The following is a 19,895-nucleotide window of genomic DNA, read 5'->3' as shown; positions in this document are numbered from 1 at the left end:
CTATGAAAGCATTACATTTTGGTGCAGGTAACATCGGTCGTGGCTTTATCGGTAAACTGCTGGCAGACGCGGGCATTACCCTGACATTCGCCGATGTGAATCAGGTGGTTCTGGATGCCCTGAATGCCCGTCATAGCTATCAGGTCCATGTGGTGGGTGAAAATGAACAGGTTGAAACCGTCTCTGGCGTCAACGCGGTCAGCAGCATCGGCGATGACGTGATTGATCTGATCGCCAGCGTTGACCTGGTGACCACCGCTGTGGGCCCGGTCGTACTTGAGCGTATCGCTCCAGCAGTCGCGAAAGGCCTGGCAAAACGTAAGGCGCAGGGCAACGACGCTCCGCTGAACATCATCGCCTGCGAAAACATGGTGCGCGGTACCACGCAGCTGAAAGGTCACGTCATGGCGGCCGTGGCTGACGAAGATAAAGCCTGGGTTGACGCGCACGTTGGTTTTGTCGATTCCGCCGTGGACCGCATTGTTCCGCCGTCCGAATCCGCCACCCACGATCCGCTGGAAGTGACCGTAGAAACCTTCAGCGAGTGGATCGTCGATAAAACCCAGTTTAAGGGCACGCTGCCGACCATTCCGGGTATGGAATTAACCGATAACCTGATGGCATTTGTCGAACGCAAACTCTTCACGCTGAACACCGGGCATGCTATAACCGCGTACCTCGGAAAGTTGGCCGGTCATCAGACCATTCGTGATGCGATCCTCGATGAGCAGATCCGCGCGGTGGTAAAAGGGGCGATGGAAGAGAGCGGCGCGGTGCTGATCAAACGCTACGGTTTTGATGCTGATAAACACGCAGCATACATCCAGAAAATCCTCAGCCGCTTTGAAAACCCGTATCTGAAAGATGACGTTGAGCGCGTGGGCCGTCAGCCGCTGCGTAAGCTGAGCGCGGGCGACCGCCTGATTAAGCCGCTGCTCGGCACGCTGGAATACGGTCTGCCGCACGCCAATCTGGTGAAAGGAATTGCCGCCGCGATGCACTACCGCAGCGAGCAGGATCCGCAGGCGATTGAGCTGGCTCAGCTGATTGATGACAAAGGCGCGCAGGCTGCGCTGGCGCAGATTTCCGGTCTGGACGCCAGCAGCGACGTGGTGGCGGAGGCGGTTAACGCATATAACGCAACCAAATGATACAGAATCCGGCGCAGGTTAGCCTGCGCCCGAATAACAGATTGTCAGATATGCAGGCAATAATGGAACAAACCCAGGCCTTTGAAAATCGTGTGCTTGAGCGTCTGAATGCTGGCAAAACCGTACGAAGTTTCCTGATTGCCGCCGTCGAGCTGTTAACCGAGGCGGTGAACATTCTGGTGCTTCAGGTGTTTCGCAAAGACGACTACGCGGTAAAGTACGCTGTAGAACCGTTACTGGACGGAGACGGACCGCTGGGCGATCTGTCGGTGCGCCTGAAGCTGATTTATGGCCTGGGCGTGCTCAACCGACAAGAGTATGAAGATGCGGAACTGTTAATGGCGCTGCGCGAAGAGCTCAATCATGACGGTAATGAGTATACCTTTACCGATGATGAGATTCTGGGCCCCTTCGGCGAGTTGCACTGCGTTACCGCCCTGCCTCCTGCTCCCCATTTTGATAACAGCGACCCTGAACTGTACGCGATGCAAAAGCTGCGCTATCAACAGGTTGTCCGTTCCACTATGGTCCTCTCCCTGACTGAGCTGATTTCTAAAATCAGCTTAAAAAAAGCGTTTCAGAAGTAAGCCAGTTCACATTGGTGTATCCTTCCCTGTAAATTCCCCGTTTTCAGAGTCATTTGTCATGAAAGAAGTCGAAAAGAACGAAATTAAACGCCTGAGCGACCGCCTGGATCTGATCCGTCACCAGATGGCTGGCCTGTCGCTGGTCGATTCCGCCGAGAAGTACGCCGAGCTGGAGAAAGAGACCGCGAAGCTGGAAGCTGAAATCGAGCGCCTGCGCGAAGTGAAAGGCCAGAAGCTGAGCAAAGAAGCGCAGAAGCTGATGAACATGCCGCACCGCCGCGCGATCACCAAAAAAGAGCAGGCTGACATGGGTAAGCTGAAGAGAAGCGTCCGTGGCCTGGTGGTGGTGCACCCGATGACCGAGCTTGGCCGCGAAATGGGCCTGAAAGAGATGACGGGCTTTTGTAAGACCGCGTTCTGATACCTTCCCCCTCACCCTCTCCCCAAAGGGGCGAGGGGACTGTACGGTGCTGTTTTCTCCCTCTCCCCGTGGGAGAGGGCCGGGGTGAGGGCAGCAGGCCACACTCCCGCTTCAAATTGGCCCAACCAATCCCCCTTTACTTTCTTCCCTGGTTCACAATTCCATTATTTCCGCTCACAAAACCATTGCTAGCTCATAACATCTGGTTAACCATTCATTGTCATTAACCCTACAACACAATATTGGCAGGACCACTTTTACACAGTTTGTGATGCAGAGATGAGCGGAGACTCACCCGCAGCGCAGGCTGTCTGGTCCCCAGGAGACCTGCATGAGCCTCTGGCAACAAAACTACGACCCGGCCGGAAATATCTGGCTGTCGAGCCTGATCGCATCGCTTCCGATCCTGTTCTTCTTCTTTGCGCTGATTAAGCTCAAGCTGAAGGGCTACCTCGCCGCGACGTACACCGTTGCCATCGCCCTGCTGGTGGCGCTGTTCTTCTATAAAATGCCGATCGATCGCGCGCTGGCCTCCGTCGTCTACGGTTTCTTCTACGGCCTGTGGCCGATTGCGTGGATCATCATCGCGGCGGTCTTTGTCTATAAAATCTCGGTGAAAACCGGGCAGTTCGACATTATCCGCTCGTCGATTCTCTCCATCACGCCAGACCAGCGTTTACAGATGCTGATTGTCGGCTTCTCCTTCGGGGCGTTCCTGGAAGGTGCTGCCGGATTTGGCGCGCCGGTGGCGATTACCGCCGCGCTGCTGGTCGGCCTGGGCTTTAACCCGCTATATGCCGCGGGCCTGTGCCTGATTGTGAACACCGCCCCGGTGGCCTTTGGCGCGATGGGGATCCCGATTCTGGTGGCCGGACAGGTGACCGGGCTGGACAGCTTCGAGATTGGCCAGATGGTAGGCCGCCAGTTGCCGTTCCTGACCATTATCGTGCTGTTCTGGATCATGGCGATTATGGACGGCTGGCGCGGCGTGAAGGAGACCTGGCCTGCGGTGATGGTGGCGGGCGGTTCGTTCGCGATTGCCCAATACCTCAGCTCGAACTTCCTCGGACCGGAACTTCCGGACATTATCTCTTCGCTGGTGTCGCTGGTCTGTCTGACGCTGTTCCTGAAACGCTGGCAGCCGGTGCGCATCTTCCGCTTTGCCGACATGGGCGCGTCGCATGTGGATCAGACCCTCGCCCGCACGGGCTATACTGCAGGACAGATCGTTCGCGCCTGGTCACCGTTCCTGTTCCTGACCGCAACGGTAACGCTGTGGAGCATTCCGCCGTTTAAAGCGCTGTTCGCTCCCGGCGGCGCGCTGTACGACATGGTGATTAACATCTCCGTGCCGTTCCTCGACAAGATGGTCGCCCGTATGCCGCCGGTGGTGCATGCCGCCACGCCGTATGCCGCGGTCTATAAATTCGACTGGTTCTCCGCCACCGGTACCGCCATCCTGTTTGCGGCACTCCTTTCTGTTGTATGGCTGCGCATGAAACCAGCCGCCGCGGTACAGACCTTTGCGGCGACCATTAAAGAGCTGATGCTGCCGATCTACTCCATCGGCATGGTGCTGGCGTTCGCGTTTATCTCGAACTACTCCGGCCTGTCGTCGACGCTGGCGTTAGCGCTGGCCCACACCGGACACGCGTTCACCTTTTTCTCGCCGTTCCTCGGCTGGCTGGGGGTGTTCCTGACGGGTTCAGATACCTCGTCTAACGCCCTGTTTGCTGCCCTGCAGGCAACGGCGGCCCAACAAATTGGCGTGTCGGACATCCTGCTGGTGGCAGCGAATACCACCGGCGGCGTAACCGGCAAAATGATCTCTCCACAATCCATCGCCATTGCCTGTGCGGCGGTGGGACTTGTCGGTAAAGAGTCGGATCTGTTCCGCTTTACCGTGAAACACAGCCTGATATTTACCTGCATGGTGGGCGTGATCACCACCCTGCAGGCCTATGTCTTAACCTGGATGATCCCATGATAGTGATGCCCAGACGCCTGTCCGACGAGATTGCCTCTCGCGTGCGGGCGCTGATTGAAGAACAACAGCTGGAAGCGGGCATGAAGTTGCCCGCCGAGCGCCAGCTTGCCGCCCAGCTTGGCGTATCGCGTAACTCACTGCGCGAGGCGCTGGCCACGCTGGTCAGCGAAGGGGTGCTGGTGAGCCGTCGCGGCGGTGGCACCTTTGTGCGCTGGCAGCATGACGACTGGTCCGAGCAAAACATCGTGCAGCCGCTGAAGACGCTGATGGAAAACGACCCGGACTACAGCTTCGACATCCTTGAAGCGCGTCACGCCATCGAAACCAGTACCGCCTGGCACGCGGCGATGCGGGCAACCGAGGCCGACAAAGAGAAGCTCAAAGCCTGCTTTGAGGCCACGCAAAGCAGCGATCCGGATATCGCCTCCCAGGCAGACGTCCGTTTTCACCTGGCGATTGCCGAGGCATCGCATAACGTGGTTCTGCTCCAGACCATGCGCGGGTTCTTCGATCTGCTGCAATCCTCCGTCAAGCAGAGCCGCCAGCGCATGTATCTGGTTCCGCCGGTCTTTGCTCAGTTGACCGAACAGCATGAAGCCGTGCTCAACGCCATTCTGGCCGGTGATGCCGAGGCCGCGCGCAAAGCAATGATGGCGCATCTCGGCTTCGTACACACCACCATTAAACGATTCGATGAAGACCAGGCCCGACAGGCGCGTATTACCCGTCTGCCTGGCGACAGTGATATTTCCAGGGAGAACAAAGCATGATTATTTCAGCAGCCAGTGACTATCGCGCCGCGGCGCAGCGCATTTTGCCCCCGTTCCTGTTCCACTACATCGACGGCGGGGCCTATGCCGAATATACCCTGCGCCGCAACGTGGAAGATCTCTCGGAGGTGGCTCTGCGCCAGCGCGTGCTGAAGAATATGTCTGACCTGAGCCTGGAGACGAAGCTGTTTAACGAAACGCTCTCCATGCCCGTGGCGCTCGCGCCTGTAGGCTTATGCGGCATGTACGCCCGCCGTGGCGAAGTGCAGGCTGCTGCCGCGGCGGATGCCAAAGGCATTCCGTTTACCCTTTCCACCGTCTCAGTCTGCCCGATTGAAGAGGTCGCCCCGACCATCAAGCGCCCGATGTGGTTCCAGCTGTACGTCCTGCGCGATCGCGGCTTTATGCGTAACGCCCTTGAGCGTGCCAAAGCGGCAGGCTGCTCCACTCTGGTCTTTACCGTCGATATGCCGACGCCCGGCGCGCGCTATCGTGATGCCCACTCCGGCATGAGCGGCCCAAATGCTGCGCTCCGCCGCTACTGGCAGGCAGTTACCCACCCGCAGTGGGCGTGGGACGTCGGTCTTAACGGACGTCCGCACGATCTGGGCAATATCTCGGCGTACCTCGGTAAACCGACCGGGCTGGAGGATTACATCGGCTGGCTGGCAAACAACTTCGATCCGTCGATCTCCTGGAAAGACCTGGAATGGATCCGCGAATTCTGGGACGGCCCGATGGTGATCAAAGGGATCCTCGATCCGGAAGATGCCCGCGACGCGGTGCGCTTCGGCGCGGACGGGATCGTGGTCTCTAACCACGGCGGACGCCAGCTCGACGGTGTGCTCTCCTCTGCCCGCGCGCTGCCGGCCATTGCCGATGCGGTGAAAGGCGATATCGCGATTCTGGCCGACAGCGGCATCCGCAACGGGCTGGACGTGGTGCGCATGATTGCCCTGGGCGCGGACAGCGTGCTGCTGGGCCGCGCGTACCTGTATGCGCTGGCCACCAGCGGCCAGGCCGGCGTGGCGAATCTGCTCAACCTGATCGAAAAAGAGATGAAGGTGGCGATGACGCTGACCGGCGCGAAGTCGATTAGTGAGATCAGCAAGGATTCGCTGGTGCAGGAGCTGAGTAAGCTGCCTGCGGCGCTGGCCCCTCTTTCGCAGGGAAACGCGGCCTGATTTTCATCCGTTACTATTTTTTCTCATGCGCCCGACTCCCCCCGGGCGCTTTTTTTGTCGAAAATAACACCTATGTAACATTCTGGATAAGAAAATTTGACACACCCCACCCGCCCGCAATTGTATAGACAAGCAAATACAAGAACACAAAAACAACATTACATCGGAGGGGAGCGTATGACGTATTCAGGTAAGGTGGATAGTCAGCGGGTTATCGACGAGAGTCCCTTTTCAGGGTTTCACTGGCTTCTTATCGTGCTGGGCTTTCTGGTTCTGGCGATCGATGGTTTTGATACCGCAGCGATGGGCTACATCGCGCCTACGCTGTCGGCAGAATGGGGGATACACAAACAGGATCTGGGGCCGGTGCTGAGCGCGGCGCTGCTGGGGCTGTCGCTGGGCGCGCTGATTGCAGGCCCGGTGTCGGACCGGATGGGACGCAAGCGCGTGCTGGTCTTCTCGTGCCTGTTCTTCGGCCTGGCGAGCCTGGGCACGGCCTGGGCACAAAGCCTGAATACCCTGACGCTGTGGCGCTTTCTGACGGGTCTCGGGCTCGGCGCCGCAATGCCTAACGCCATCACGCTGATCTCCGAATTTGCCCCCCAGCGCTGTCGCGCCATGGCGATTAATACCATGTACTGCGGCTTCCCTCTGGGTGCGGCAGGCGGCGGTGCGATCTCTTCCTGGCTTATCCCCCATCACGGCTGGCGAAGCGTGCTGCTGACCGGCGCGATTGCTCCGCTCATTTTAACGCTGCTGCTGGCGCTGCTGTTGCCGGAATCGGTGAAGTTTCTGGTGCAGCGCGGGAAAGACGTTATGCAGGTCCGCCGCATCGCCAGCCGGTTCAGCCGCAGCACGCTGGAGAGCGTCACGGGCTTTTTCCTGGCGGAGGAGAAAGTCGCGTCTAAAAAAGGGAGCGTGGGGCAGCTGTTTTCCATGCCCTGGCTGCCCGGCACCCTGATGCTGTGGGTGACCTATTTTATGGGGCTGGTCATTTACTACGTCCTGCTGAGCTGGATGCCAACGCTGATGCAGGGGATGGGTTATGCGCTGGCGGAATCCGCCTGGCTCACCTCGCTTTTCACGTTCGGGGGTACCGCAGGCATTCTGCTCGCGGGCTGGATGATGGACCGCTGGGAGGCGCACAAGGTGGTCGCTGGAGGATTTGTCCTGACAATGGGATTGATCCTGTTACTCGGCCTTGAGCATAACCATATCGCCCTGTTTGGCGGGCTGATTTTCATGATGGGGATCGCCATGAACGGCGCGCAGTCGGGCATGCAAACCCTCGCGGCCACCTTTTACCCTACCGAGTGCCGCGCGACGGGCATCGCCTGGATGCAGGGGATTGGCCGCTTTGGCGGGGTGGCGGGCACCATGACCAGCGCCCAGCTTCTTTCTATGCAGTGGCAGGCAGACAGTATTTTAATGATCCTCAGCGTGCCCGCCCTGGTGGCCGCGGCGGCAACCGTCTACAAAATGCTGTATAGCCGCTCGCAAGAACCCGGCGTCGCGTAGTTCCTCTCTTTTCTGCTATTCTGCCCCCGCAATTAAGGGGGCAGCATGCTTAACATCGTTTTATTCGAACCAGAAATTCCGCCAAATACCGGCAATATCATCCGCCTGTGCGCAAACACCGGTTTTCGCCTGCATATCATCGAGCCGATGGGCTTTACGTGGGACGACAAACGTCTGCGCCGCGCGGGGCTGGATTACCATGAATTTACCGCCGTGGTTCGCCATCACGATTACGCCGCGTTTCTGGAAGCGGAGAAGCCGCAGCGCATGTTCGCCCTGACCACCAAAGGCACGCCAGCGCACAGCGCCGTGTGCTATCAGGAAGGTGACTATCTGATGTTTGGCCCGGAAACCCGCGGCCTGCCGGCCACGATTCTGGATGCTCTGCCCGCTGAGCAAAAAATCCGTATTCCGATGATGCCGGACAGCCGCAGCATGAACCTGTCAAACGCGGTGTCGGTGGTGGTGTATGAAGCCTGGCGCCAGCTGGGTTATCCCGGCGCCATTTTAAGAAGTTAAATGCCGTCACCATACTCGAAGGTATGGTGAATGCCGTTGAAGTGCTGATCCATATCCATCGACGGCTTATCGCTGTCTGGTTTACCGACGATGCGCGCCGGTACGCCAGCGGCAGTGGTGTGCGGCGGCACGGGCTGGAGCACAACCGACCCGGCGCCAATCTTCGCACCGCGCCCGACTTCAATATTGCCGAGAATTTTAGCGCCCGCGCCAATCATCACCCCCTCACGAATTTTCGGGTGGCGATCGCCGCTGGTTTTACCGGTACCGCCCAGAGTAACCGACTGCAGGATCGAGACATCATCTTCAATCACCGCCGTTTCACCCACCACAATGCCGGTGGCGTGGTCGAGCATGATCCCGCGGCCAATCTTCGCCGCCGGGTGAATATCGACCTGGAACGTCACGGAGACCTGGTTTTGCAGGAAGATCGCCAGCGCGCGGCGGCCTTCATTCCATAACCAGTGGCCGATGCGGTAAGCCTGCAGGGCGTGGAAGCCTTTCAGGTACAGCAGCGGCGTGGAGTATTTATCGACCGCCGGGTCACGGGTGCGCACGGCCTGGATATCGCAGGCGGCAGAGGCGATCATTTCCGGGTCAGCGGCGTAAGCCTCTTCCACCACTTCACGGATGGCGATAGCCGGCATGATGGAGGAAGCCAGCTTATTGGCGAGCATGTAGCTCAGCGCGCTGCCGAGATTTTCGTGCTTGAGTAACGTCGCGTGGTAAAAACTGGCCAGCATTGGCTCACAGTCGGCCAGCGCCCGGGCTTCGGCTTTAATATTATTCCAGACGATATCCAGTTCTTCACACGGCATTGCTAACTCCAGACGATAGTATAATGACCAGCCAGTTCTGCGCTGGCTGGGTCATTCAGGTGACAACGGTTCCGACTAGTTACTGCTGCGCTCGTCCTTGCGCGCACGACCTAATAAGGTCAATGCTGCCTCGCGCGCATTTTTTCCGCAATACAATACCTGATAAATTTCCTCGGTTATTGGCATTTCGACACCAAACCGGTGCGCCAACTCGCGAACTTCTTTGGTATTGCGGTAGCCTTCCACCACCTGTCCAATCTTCTCCTGCGCGCTTTTTACATCGCTGCCCTGTCCGAGCATCATGCCAAAGCGGCGGTTACGAGACTGGTTGTCGGTACAGGTCAGCACCAGGTCGCCCAGGCCCGCCATTCCCATAAAGGTGGCCGGATCGGCGCCCAGCGCTTCGCCCAGACGGGACATTTCGGTTAAGCCGCGGGTAATCAACGCCGTACGCGCGTTGGCACCAAAACCAATGCCGTCTGACATCCCGGCGCCAATCGCAATCACGTTCTTCACCGCGCCGCCCAGTTGCACGCCGATAAAATCGGGGTTGCTGTAGACGCGGAAGCTCTTGCCGCAGTGCAGCAGTTGCTGAAGATCGTCGGAGAAGGCCTGGTCAGTGGATGCCAGCGAGATCGCCGTCGGCAGGCCCGCAGCCAGCTCTTTGGCAAAGGTCGGGCCAGAGATGACCGCAAGCGGGATCTCATCACCCAGCGCTTCGCGGGCAACGTCCTGCAGCAGGCGTCCGGTCTCCGCTTCCAGCCCTTTGGTTGCCCAGACAATACGCGCATCCGGGCGCATCAGCGGCTTAATCTGATGCAGCACGTCGCCAAAGACATGGCTCGGGACCACAATCAGAATGTTGCGGCTGGCCGCCAGCGCGGTCGCCAGATCGCTTTCCAGGTGCAGAGAGTCAGGGAACGGAACGTCCGGGAGAAACGCCACATTGCAACGGTCGCGCTGCAGCGTGGCGATATGTTTTGGATCGTGGCCCCACAGGACCACATCGTGACCATTTCTTGCCAGCGTGATGGCAAGAGCGGTGCCGTATGAGCCGGCACCGATCACAGTCATTGACGCATTAACAGTGCTCATCAGGCATCCTGATGTTGTTCGGCACCTTCGCCAGCCTGCTGCTGCAGATAGTTCATGAACAGCGCATCAAAGTTCACTGGCGCAAGGTTCAGTTGCGGGAATGTACCGCGAGAAACCAGGCTGGTGATACATTCACGGGCATACGGGAACAGGATGTTCGGGCAGTATGCACCCAGGCAATGCGCCATCTGGTTGCCTTCGATGCCGCCAATGGAGAAGATACCGCCCTGCTGTACTTCACACAGGAATGCAGTTTCTTCGCCCAGAGAGGCGGTCACGGTCACACGCAGTACGACTTCATACACGTCATCCGCTAGCTGGGTGGATGCGGTATCCAGATCAAGTTTAACCTCTGGCTGCCAATCTTTCTGGAAAACGTGCGGCGCATTTGGCGCTTCGAAAGAGACATCCTTGGTGTAGATACGCTGGATCTGGAAAGTCATTTCGGTGTTGTTTTGTTCTGACATGGAAATACCCTTTTTAATTGTCCTAAAGTCTCTTAGCTCAGCAGCGGATCGAGTCCACCACGGGCGTCGAGCGCATACAAGTCATCACAGCCGCCAATGTGCTGCGCATCAATAAAAATCTGCGGAACCGTCGTACGACCACTACGTTGGATCATCTCTTCGCGTTTGATCGCGTCACCGTCGATAGGCAATTCCTGGAACGTGACGCCTTTGCTGCTCAGCAGCGCTTTCGCACGATGGCAGAACGGGCACGTCGCTTTGGTGTAGATCTCAATATTGGCCATGACTGAACTCCTTATTTACCGCGAACCAAAGGAAGATTTTCCCCGCTCCAGCCGGAAATACCTTCTTTCAGTACCGTTACGTTTTCGAAGCCCGCTTTATAAAGCGCGCTGGCAGATTCCTGCGCCTGCATACCGGTCGCATCCACAACAATAATGGGCTGAGCTTTGTGTTTCTCAAGCTCACCCACGTTGTTCGCTTTGATTTCAGCTGGCAACAGGTTGATTGCGCCGGCAATGTGACCTTTACGGAAATCGTCACGCTGACGCAGATCGACAACAACGGCGTCTTCTTTGTTAATCAGACGCGTCGCTTCACCACGGGTGATAACCTTAATCTTAGACGTCAGGCTCTTAAATGTGGTGAACAGTACAGCAGCCAGCAGGCCAATCCACGCGATGCTCAGAACCGGATGGCGGCTAACGAATTGCATAATTTCTTGCATGGAGGGTAACTACTCCCGACTAAGTGATAAAAAAACCAGGACAGGAGTATACCTGTGCGTTCTGGCAAATACAGCCAGCGACCATAACCTAATCCATTTTCTGCGGCATGCCACCTAAAAAAATGCCTCAAAATGGTCCGGTCAGCATCTTGCCCCCGCGCTTTCTTTGATCTTCTGCGGCTATTTGATCGATTCAGCTGTAGTAAAATTACGCAAATTTTGACTCTTGAGCATGAGGTTGTTGCAATGTCGGTTTCTAAAAAACCTATGGTACTGGTGATTCTGGATGGCTATGGCTACCGCGAAGACAGCCAGGATAACGCTATTTTCAACGCAAAAACCCCGGTAATGGATGCGCTGTGGGCAAAACGTCCGCATACCCTGATTGATGCATCCGGTCTGGAAGTCGGCCTGCCGGATCGCCAGATGGGCAACTCCGAAGTCGGTCACGTTAACCTGGGCGCAGGCCGTATCGTGTATCAGGACCTGACCCGTCTGGACGTCGAAATCAAAGAACGCACCTTCTTCGCGAACACGGTTCTCTGCGGTGCGGTAGATAAAGCCGTTGCAGCAGGTAAAGCGGTGCACATCATGGGTCTGCTCTCCGCGGGCGGCGTGCACAGCCATGAAGATCACATCATGGCGATGGTTGAGCTGGCCGCTGAACGCGGTGCGGAAAAAATCTACCTGCACGCCTTCCTGGACGGTCGCGATACGCCACCGCGCAGCGCAGAAGGCTCCCTGAAAGCTTTCGAAGACAAATTCGCCGCGCTGGGCAAAGGCCGCGTGGCCTCCATCATTGGCCGTTACTACGCTATGGACCGCGACAACCGCTGGGATCGCGTTGAACAGGCCTATGACCTGATGACCCTGGCAAAAGGTGAGTTCCAGTTCGCGACCGCCGTTGAAGCCCTGGAAGCCGCATACGCGCGTGATGAAAACGATGAATTCGTGAAAGCGAGCGTGATCCGCGCTGAAGGCCAGGCCGATGCCGCGATGGAAGATGGCGACGCGCTGATCTTCATGAACTTCCGCGCTGACCGCGCGCGCGAAATCACCCGTGCGTTCGTCAACAGCGATTTCGACGGCTTTGCCCGTAAGAAAGTGGTGAACATCAACTTCATCCAGCTGACCGAATATGCGGCAGATATCAACGCGCCTTGCGCTTACCCACCTGCCTCGCTGGAAAATACCTTCGGCGAGTGGATGGCGAAGAACGACAAAACCCAGCTGCGTATCTCCGAAACTGAGAAGTATGCGCACGTGACCTTCTTCTTTAACGGCGGCGTTGAAGAGCCGTTTAAAGGCGAAGAGCGCATTCTGATCAACTCGCCGAAAGTCGCCACTTACGATCTGCAGCCAGAGATGAGCTCTGCCGAGCTGACCGAAAAACTGGTGGCTGCGATCGAAAGCGGCAAGTACGACACTATCATCTGTAACTATCCGAACGGCGACATGGTCGGCCATACCGGCGTGATGGAAGCGGCGGTGAAAGCGGTTGAAGCGCTGGACCACTGCGTTGAGCAGGTTGCGAAAGCGGTTGAGTCCGTTGGCGGCCAGCTGCTGATCACCGCTGACCACGGTAACGCCGAGCAGATGCGCGACCCGGCAACCGGCCAGGCGCACACGGCCCATACCAACCTGCCTGTTCCGCTGATTTATGTAGGTGATAAATCACTGAAAGCAGTGGAAGGCGGCAAGCTTTCCGACATCGCGCCAACCATGTTGTCGCTGATGGGCATGCCGATCCCTGAAGAGATGACTGGTAAGCCGCTGTTCATCGTGGAATAATCGCTCCCCATGAGGGGAAAGGCGATTTTTTCAATCACATGGGTCGTGAAGCCGCTTAGGTTATCAGTCAGACCTCTGCTTTGCGCCAGCGCACTCAGCGCTGGCGTATTGCTGTGCGCCGCATCCGCCCACGCGGATGACCGCGACCAGCTGAAATCCATTCAGGCCGATATCGCCGCCAAAGAGCGTGCGGTACGCCAGCAGCAACAGCAGCGCTCCGCCCTGCTCGCCCAGCTTAAGCAGCAGGAAGAGGCCATCTCCGCTGCTGCACGTAAACTCCGTGAAACGCAAAACACCCTCGCCGAGTTGAACAAACAGATCGACGAGATGAACGCGTCGATTGCCAAACTGGAGCGCCAGCGTGATGCGCAGGAGCGCAACCTCGCGGCACAGCTGGATGCTGCATTCCGCCAGGGTGAACATACCGGACTCCAGCTGATCCTCAGCGGCGAAGAGAGCCAACGCGGCCAGCGCCTGCAGGCCTACTTCGGCTATCTCAACCAGGCGCGTCAGGAGACTATCGCGCAGCTGAAGCAGACGCGCGAAGAGGTCTCCACCCAAAAAGCGGAGCTGGAAGAGAAGCAGAGCCAGCAACAGACGTTGCTCTACGAACAAAAAGCGCAACAGGCGAAACTTGAGCAGGCCCGTAACGAGCGCAAGAAAACCCTGTCCGGTCTTGAGTCCTCCATTCAGGCAGGACAAAGCCAGCTGAGCGAAATGCGCGCCAACGAATCAAAACTGCGTAACAGCATCGCCCGTGCGGAAGCGGCGGCGAAAGCGCGCGCCGAAAAAGAGGCGCGCGAGGCGCAGGCGGTTCGCGACAAGCAGCAGGAAGCCTCCCGCAAAGGAACCACCTACAAGCCAAGCGAGAGCGAACGTTCCCTCATGTCGCGTACCGGTGGCCTGGGCTCCCCTCGCGGTCAGGCATACTGGCCCGTTCGCGGTTCTATTTTGCATCGCTATGGCGAACAGCTGCAGGGTGAGCTACGTTGGAAAGGGATCGTTATCGGTGCGTCTGAAGGTAGCGAAGTGAAAGCCATCGCCGATGGCCGTGTGATTCTGGCCGACTGGCTGCAGGGTTACGGGCTTGTGGTGGTGGTCGAGCACGGTAAAGGCGACATGAGTCTTTACGGCTACAACCAGAGCGCGCTGGTCAGCGTCGGCACGCAGGTGCGCGCCGGCCAACCCATCGCCCTTGTGGGCAGCAGTGGCGGTCAGGGCCGCCCGTCACTCTATTTCGAAATTCGTCGTCAGGGTCAGGCGGTCAATCCACAGCCGTGGTTGGGAAGATAAGTTTTGCTTCAGTTTCGTCGAATGATTCTCTCCGTCGTCAGCGCGCTGGCGCTGGCTGCACCAGCTTATGCAGGCAAACTCGCGATTGTGATTGATGACTTCGGTTATCGTCCGCACTATGAAAATCAGGTGCTGGCGATGCCGTCAGCCATCTCCGTCGCCGTCCTGCCCAATGCGCCACACGCGCACGAGATGGCTACCAAAGCCCACAACAGCGGTCATCAGGTGCTTATTCATCTGCCAATGGCCCCGCTCAGCAAGCAGCCGCTGGAAAAAGATACCCTGCGCCCGGATATGAGCAGCGATGAGATCGAGCGCATCATCCGTGACGCCTACAACAAAGTTCCGTATGCCGTAGGCCTGAACAACCATATGGGCAGCGCGATGACCTCCAGCCTGTATGGAATGCTGAAAGTGATGCAGGCGCTGGAGCGTTACAATCTCTACTTCCTCGACAGCATGACCATCGGCAACAGCCAGGCGATGCGGGCCGCTCAGGGGACGGGTGTAAAGGTCATTAAGCGTAAAGTCTTCCTGGACGACTCCCAGAATGAAGCGGATATCCGCGTGCAGTTTAACCGCGCGGTAGCGCTGGCGCGCCGTAACGGTTCGGCTATTGCCATTGGGCACCCGCATCCTTCAACGGTGCGCGTTCTACAGCAGATGTTGCCCTCCCTGCCTGCCGACATCACGCTGGTACGCCCGAGCGATCTGCTCAATGAACCGCAGGTAGACACGTCTCGTCCGGGTAGCGCTCAACCTCCGGCAACGCAGCCGCGCAATCCGTTCCGCGGCGTGAAGAACTGCACGCTGAAACAACCGCCTGAACCGGTGCATGCAACCCGCTTCTTCACAGTAATCAGCGAAAGCGTGAGCCAGAGTACGCTGGTGCAATACTTCCAGCACCAGTGGCAGGGATGGGGTAAGAAAGTCTCAGCGAACCACTCCCAGTGACAGGCGATTAAGGTAGAACAATGCCGCAACGACACAAAATTCTGCTCCTCGATACCGGTAAAGAGTGGGGAGGAGGCACCAACAGCATGCTCGAACTTCTGAAGCGCATTAACCGCGAGAAGTTCGATATTACCTGTTGTTTTTACAGCGACTACAGTCGGGCCGAAGGACAAACCATCGGTCAGGTGCTGAACGGCATTGGCATTCCCTTAATTGTCATTCCCCAGCATAGACAGCCCGCATGGGCGAAAATCGGAAAAGAGCTGGGCCGCAGCCTGCTGTTTTTCTCCCGCAGCGCCCGGAAGGCGCTTACGCGCCATGTTGATACCCTCTGGCGCATTCGCCCTAACGTCCGCAAGATCGAGACGATTTTCCGGGAAGGCGGTTTCGATACGCTGTACATGAACAACCAGCCAGGCTCTAACGAAGAGGGTTACCTGGCGGGCGCGAAGCTGCATGCGCGGATAATTCAGCACTGCCGGATTGAACCGGTGCTGACGCCGCCGCTGGTAAAGCTGGTGAATGCCCATGCCACAAAAATCATCGCCGTTTCGCACGGCGTCGAGCGCGTGTTACTTCAGCATGGCGTCCGGCCCGAGCTGTGTACAACGGTGAACAATGCCATCGACATCCACCAGCCTTTGCCCGACCGACGCGCCATGCGTCATCGTCTGAACATTGATGACGACACCTTTGTGTTCGGCAGCATTGGATCGCTGATCCCCCGCAAGGCTAACCACCATACGCTGGCGGCGCTGGCGCAGTTCAACCAGCAGCATCCGCAGGCAAAATGGAAGATGGTGCTGGTCGGTGAAGGGGCTGAACGCGGCGCGCTGGCGGCACAGGCTGAAGCGCTGGGTATTGCTGGGCACGTGATTTTTACCGGTTTCCAGAACACGCCTTTTGACTACCTCGCTACCTTCGATGCGTTTATTCTGGCCTCGCAGAGCGAAGGTCTGCCCCGCGTCGTGCTGGAAGCGATGCTGCTGAACATCCCCGTCATTGGTTCAAAGGTGACCGGCACGGCAGAATTGATCGACCACGAGGCGACCGGGCTGCTTTTCCCGTGGAGCGATGTATCGAAACTTGCTCAACATCTGGATAATATCTGGCAGGATCCCGATCTGCGCGCCCGGCTCGCCGCGGCTGCGCATCAGAATGTCTGCAACGTGTATGCCATTGAAAGCTATGTTAACGGTGTCGAGGCCGTTCTTGGCGCGCAATAACCAAACGAGAACAACATGTTTAAATTCCTGAATGCTCGCTACCGCCACATCACCGGGCGACATAACATTCCGTACGCTTCCCTTCCGGTTACGCGCGATCTCGTTGCGGTGGACTCCATCGTGATCCCGTGTACGGGCGCGGATTTCGTTGAAGAAGCGTTGTTGTCAGCGACATTTGCAGAACGTTATGCCACCGACGTCAGCGAAATTGTTATCGTCAGCGATCAGCCTGAATCCGCTTTCGGCGAACTCCCGCCAAAGACCCGCGTCGTCACGCTTACCCTTCCGGTACGCGAGGAAAGTTACCGCTATAAGCAGATCTACCTCAGCCGTCTGGTGAAGCTGAACGCCCCGTTACAGGCGCGCGGTGAAGGCGTATTGATGATCGATTCCGATCTCAACCTGCTGAAAATGCCGGAAATTAACATGGCCGATATGCACATCTACTCCAGCTTCCGTCAGGGCAAAATGATTGCCAAGCTGGACGGTGCGCCAGCGGAGAAAGTGCCGGCGTATTACAAAGAGACGGTGCGCCCGTATCTGGTCGATCACGTTAACGGCGCGTTTCTTGCGGCCACCAAAAAGACCTGGCGCCGTATCTGCCCGCTGTGGCTGACGCTGTTCCAGGATACCTGGGAACTGATGGACGACACGCAGCCGCCAACCGATCAGCTGCCGCTCGCCGCGCTGCTGGACATGCTGGATTTAAAAACGGTTAATCTGGGCGACTGGATGAACTGGCCGGTGTCCAAGAAGATCGGCGGACAGGAAGCTGTTGTGCCGAAAGAGGTGATTGGCGCGCACGGTGGTTTCCCACTTTCCGAATGGCAGAAGTATCTTGAATCGCCAGATAATAAGCTGTTATTCAAAGGGCAGGACTACACCCGCAAGGTGCGTTACCTGACGGACGAAGAGAAAAAGAATCAGTAAAAAAGGGGCCGCTGGCCCCTTTTTGATTATTTATCCCAGCTCAGGATCACTTTTCCTGACTGGCCGGAACGCATCGCGTCAAAGCCCTGCTGGAATTCGTCGATGGAGAAACGGTGCGTAATAATCGGTGACAGATCCAGACCGGACTGGATTAGCGCCGCCATCTTGTACCAGGTTTCGAACATCTCGCGGCCATAGATGCCCTTGATGAACAGCCCCTTGAAGATGACTTTGTTCCAGTCGATGGACATATCTGACGGCGGAATACCCAGCATCGCAATACGCCCACCGTGGTTCATGGTGTCCAGCATGGTGCGAAACGCCGGTGGCGCGCCGGACATCTCCAGACCCACGTCAAAGCCTTCGGTCATGCCCAGCTCTTCCATCACGTCGGTCAGGCTCTCTTTAGAGACATCCACCGCGCGGGTCACGCCCATTTTACGCGCCAGCGACAGACGGTATTCGTTCACGTCGGTGATGACCACGTTGCGCGCGCCCACGTGCTTCGCCACGGCTGCCGCCATGATGCCGATTGGGCCCGCGCCGGAGACCAGCACGTCTTCGCCCACCAGGTCGAAGGAGAGAGCGGTGTGCACAGCGTTGCCGAACGGGTCGAAGATGGAGGCCAGATCGTCAGAAATATTGTCCGGGATTTTGAACGCGTTAAAGGCCGGAATCACCAGGTATTCCGCGAAGCAGCCCGGACGGTTAACGCCCACGCCGACGGTGTTACGGCACAGGTGCGTACGTCCACCGCGGCAGTTACGGCAGTGGCCGCAGGTAATATGGCCTTCGCCGGAAACGCGATCGCCAATCTTGAAGCCTTTTACTTCCTGGCCGATGCCGACCACTTCACCCACATATTCGTGGCCGACAACCATCGGGACAGGAATGGTTTTCTGCGACCACTGGTCCCAGTTGTAGATGTGAACGTCAGTACCGCAGATGGCGGTTTTACGAATTTTGATCAGCAGATCGTTATGACCGACTTCCGGCTCCGGCACGTCGGTCATCCAAATCCCTTCTTCCGCTTTCAGTTTGGATAACGCTTTCATCACACGTCCTCAGGCAATTACGCCCAGCTGTTTACCGATGCGGGTAAAGGCTTCCACCGCACGTTCAATTTGTTCAGGCGTATGCGCCGCGGACATCTGGGTGCGGATACGCGCCTGACCTTTTGGCACCACCGGGAAGAAGAACCCGGTGACGTAAATCCCCTCTTTCTGCAGCTCGCGGGCAAACTTCTGCGCGACGACCGCATCACCCAGCATCACCGGGATAATGGCGTGATCGGCACCGGCCAGGGTAAACCCTGCAGCGCTCATTTTTTCACGGAACAGACGGGCGTTGGACCACAGGCGGTCGCGCAGTTCGGCACCGGACTCCACCATCTCCAGCACTTTGATGGAGGCGGCCACAATCGCCGGCGCAAGAGAGTTGGAGAACAGGTACGGTCGAGAGCGCTGGCGCAGCCACTCAACCACCTCTTTGCGCGCAGCCGTGTAACCGCCGGACGCGCCGCCGAGCGCTTTGCCCAGCGTGCCGGTGATGATGTCCACGCGGCCCATCACGTCGCAGTATTCGTGGGAACCACGGCCGTTTTCGCCGACAAAGCCGACCGCGTGAGAGTCATCGACCATTACCAGCGCGTCGTATTTATCCGCCAGGTCGCACACGCCCTTCAGGTTGGCGATCACGCCGTCCATCGAGAACACGCCGTCGGTGGCGATCAGCACATGACGAGCCCCCGCTTCTCGGGCCTCTTTCAGGCGCGCTTCCAGCTCGACCATGTCGTTGTTGGCGTAGCGGAAGCGCTTCGCTTTGCACAGACGTACGCCGTCGATGATGGAGGCGTGGTTCAGGGCGTCGGAGATAATCGCATCTTCTGCGCCGAGCAGGGTCTCAAACAGACCGCCGTTGGCGTCGAAGCAGGAGGAGTACAGAATCGCGTCTTCCATTCCGAGGAAGCTCGCCAGCTTTTGCTCAAGCTGCTTGTGGCTGTCCTGCGTACCGCAGATAAAACGTACGGAGGCCATGCCGAAACCGTGGGTATCCATGCCGTTTTTCGCCGCGGCAATCAGCTCAGGGTGATTCGCAAGACCTAAGTAGTTGTTCGCACAAAAGTTGATCACATGGCTGCCGTCGGCAACGGTGATGTCCGCCTGCTGAGCAGACGTGATAATACGCTCTTCCTTGAACAACCCTTCCGCACGTGCGGTGTCGAGGTCGCTGTTTAACTGTTTGTAAAAATCACCACGCATTGCAATTCTCCAGACTCGGCAAATTTCGGCACATATTACCCAAACCTATAGTTCATGACGAGATGACGCAGTATCTCTTCTCGTTTTTGCAGCATAAATCACGTGTAACCCTGCTGCATATCGGTGAATGGCTGAAGGGTCGCCATACTAATGATATGATATGAACATTAGCGTCCGGGATTGGCCCCGGGCTCCA

At 57.6% G+C, this 19,895-nt stretch carries 20 protein-coding genes; 13 read left to right on the top strand and 7 right to left on the bottom strand.

Features of this window, described 5'->3' with window-relative positions:
- The first annotated feature begins 2 nt into the window (after window positions 1–2).
- The 8 genes from mtlD to trmL all read left to right on the top strand — a co-directional run bounded on the left by mtlD (window position 3) and on the right by trmL (window position 8,137).
- Window positions 3–1,151: a mannitol-1-phosphate 5-dehydrogenase gene (gene mtlD, locus V1603_RS03765; protein ID WP_395313517.1), complete on the top strand. Its 1,149-nt coding sequence runs from the start codon at window positions 3–5 to the stop codon at window positions 1,149–1,151.
- Window positions 1,148–1,738, top strand: coding sequence for a mannitol operon repressor MtlR (gene mtlR / locus V1603_RS03760; protein WP_047363332.1), 591 nt, complete (start codon window positions 1,148–1,150; stop codon window positions 1,736–1,738). The genes mtlD and mtlR overlap by 4 nt, the downstream gene beginning before the upstream one ends.
- Window positions 1,739–1,796: 58 nt before the next feature.
- Complete coding sequence (locus V1603_RS03755; RefSeq protein ID WP_395313516.1) at window positions 1,797–2,159, top strand: YibL family ribosome-associated protein; 363 nt, start codon at window positions 1,797–1,799, stop codon at window positions 2,157–2,159.
- A gap of 331 nt (window positions 2,160–2,490) precedes the next feature.
- Window positions 2,491–4,146 (top strand): L-lactate permease, encoded by a 1,656-nt coding sequence (lldP, locus tag V1603_RS03750; protein WP_116343013.1) that lies wholly within the window; start codon window positions 2,491–2,493, stop codon window positions 4,144–4,146.
- Complete coding sequence (gene lldR, locus V1603_RS03745) at window positions 4,143–4,916, top strand: transcriptional regulator LldR (RefSeq protein WP_014882013.1); 774 nt, start codon at window positions 4,143–4,145, stop codon at window positions 4,914–4,916. The genes lldP and lldR overlap by 4 nt, the downstream gene beginning before the upstream one ends.
- Window positions 4,913–6,100 carry a quinone-dependent L-lactate dehydrogenase gene (gene lldD, locus V1603_RS03740; RefSeq protein WP_006808631.1) on the top strand — a complete coding sequence of 396 codons (1,188 nt, stop codon included), beginning with the start codon at window positions 4,913–4,915 and terminating at the stop codon, window positions 6,098–6,100. Before lldR ends, lldD begins: the two co-directional genes overlap by 4 nt.
- A 177-nt stretch (window positions 6,101–6,277) precedes the next feature.
- Window positions 6,278–7,618: an MFS transporter gene (locus V1603_RS03735; RefSeq protein WP_395313515.1), complete on the top strand. Its 1,341-nt coding sequence runs from the start codon at window positions 6,278–6,280 to the stop codon at window positions 7,616–7,618.
- A gap of 45 nt (window positions 7,619–7,663) precedes the next feature.
- A complete protein-coding gene (gene trmL / locus V1603_RS03730) occupies window positions 7,664–8,137 on the top strand; it encodes a tRNA (uridine(34)/cytosine(34)/5-carboxymethylaminomethyluridine(34)-2'-O)-methyltransferase TrmL (protein ID WP_116343009.1) in 474 nt (157 codons plus the stop codon).
- On the opposite strand, the gene cysE is transcribed toward trmL, so the two are convergent.
- From cysE to V1603_RS03705, 5 genes are all read right to left on the bottom strand, one after another.
- A complete protein-coding gene (gene cysE, locus V1603_RS03725; RefSeq protein ID WP_008502718.1) occupies window positions 8,134–8,955 on the bottom strand; it encodes a serine O-acetyltransferase in 822 nt (273 codons plus the stop codon). The two genes, trmL and cysE, sit on opposite strands and share 4 nt — an antisense overlap.
- Before the next feature lie 75 nt (window positions 8,956–9,030).
- Entirely contained in the window at window positions 9,031–10,050 is a 1,020-nt protein-coding gene (gene gpsA / locus V1603_RS03720) for an NAD(P)H-dependent glycerol-3-phosphate dehydrogenase (protein ID WP_116343007.1), read from the bottom strand.
- Window positions 10,050–10,517: a protein-export chaperone SecB gene (secB, locus tag V1603_RS03715; protein ID WP_003860835.1), complete on the bottom strand. Its 468-nt coding sequence runs from the start codon at window positions 10,515–10,517 to the stop codon at window positions 10,050–10,052. Before secB ends, gpsA begins: the two co-directional genes overlap by 1 nt.
- A gap of 32 nt (window positions 10,518–10,549) precedes the next feature.
- A complete protein-coding gene (gene grxC / locus V1603_RS03710) occupies window positions 10,550–10,801 on the bottom strand; it encodes a glutaredoxin 3 (protein WP_028015037.1) in 252 nt (83 codons plus the stop codon).
- An 11-nt stretch (window positions 10,802–10,812) separates the two neighbouring features.
- A complete protein-coding gene (locus V1603_RS03705) occupies window positions 10,813–11,244 on the bottom strand; it encodes a rhodanese-like domain-containing protein (protein ID WP_014882007.1) in 432 nt (143 codons plus the stop codon).
- A gap of 246 nt (window positions 11,245–11,490) precedes the next feature.
- Between V1603_RS03705 and gpmM the strand changes: the two genes are divergently transcribed.
- From gpmM to V1603_RS03680, 5 genes are read left to right on the top strand one after another with little or no spacing between them, the layout of a single operon-like run.
- Window positions 11,491–13,035: a 2,3-bisphosphoglycerate-independent phosphoglycerate mutase gene (gpmM, locus tag V1603_RS03700; protein ID WP_166709694.1), complete on the top strand. Its 1,545-nt coding sequence runs from the start codon at window positions 11,491–11,493 to the stop codon at window positions 13,033–13,035.
- A gap of 33 nt (window positions 13,036–13,068) precedes the next feature.
- The gene (envC, locus tag V1603_RS03695) at window positions 13,069–14,328 is read left to right on the top strand and encodes a murein hydrolase activator EnvC (protein ID WP_233003646.1); all 1,260 of its coding nucleotides are present in this window, start codon (window positions 13,069–13,071) and stop codon (window positions 14,326–14,328) included.
- A gap of 3 nt (window positions 14,329–14,331) precedes the next feature.
- Window positions 14,332–15,282 carry a divergent polysaccharide deacetylase family protein gene (locus tag V1603_RS03690; protein WP_163330032.1) on the top strand — a complete coding sequence of 317 codons (951 nt, stop codon included), beginning with the start codon at window positions 14,332–14,334 and terminating at the stop codon, window positions 15,280–15,282.
- 20 nt (window positions 15,283–15,302) lie between these two features.
- The gene (locus V1603_RS03685) at window positions 15,303–16,508 is read left to right on the top strand and encodes a glycosyltransferase (protein WP_395313514.1); all 1,206 of its coding nucleotides are present in this window, start codon (window positions 15,303–15,305) and stop codon (window positions 16,506–16,508) included.
- A 15-nt stretch (window positions 16,509–16,523) separates the two neighbouring features.
- Window positions 16,524–17,438, top strand: coding sequence for a hypothetical protein (locus tag V1603_RS03680; protein WP_116342997.1), 915 nt, complete (start codon window positions 16,524–16,526; stop codon window positions 17,436–17,438).
- Window positions 17,439–17,464: 26 nt separating this feature from the next.
- Here the strand turns inward: V1603_RS03680 and tdh are convergent, their stop codons facing one another.
- On the bottom strand, window positions 17,465–18,493 hold the full coding sequence (gene tdh, locus V1603_RS03675; protein WP_042717745.1) for an L-threonine 3-dehydrogenase: 1,029 nt from the start codon (window positions 18,491–18,493) through the stop codon (window positions 17,465–17,467).
- A gap of 9 nt (window positions 18,494–18,502) precedes the next feature.
- Window positions 18,503–19,699, bottom strand: a complete 1,197-nt coding sequence (gene kbl, locus V1603_RS03670; protein ID WP_023309905.1) for a glycine C-acetyltransferase — start codon at window positions 19,697–19,699, stop codon at window positions 18,503–18,505.
- Window positions 19,700–19,895 lie beyond the last annotated feature (196 nt).

Origin of the sequence: Enterobacter sp. ECC-219 (assembly GCF_043966805.1) — a bacterium.
GTDB classification, from domain to species: Bacteria; Pseudomonadota; Gammaproteobacteria; order Enterobacterales; family Enterobacteriaceae; genus Enterobacter; species Enterobacter cloacae_N.
Note: the sequence above shows the minus strand (reverse complement) of the source record. Positions and strands in the feature narration are given on the sequence as shown.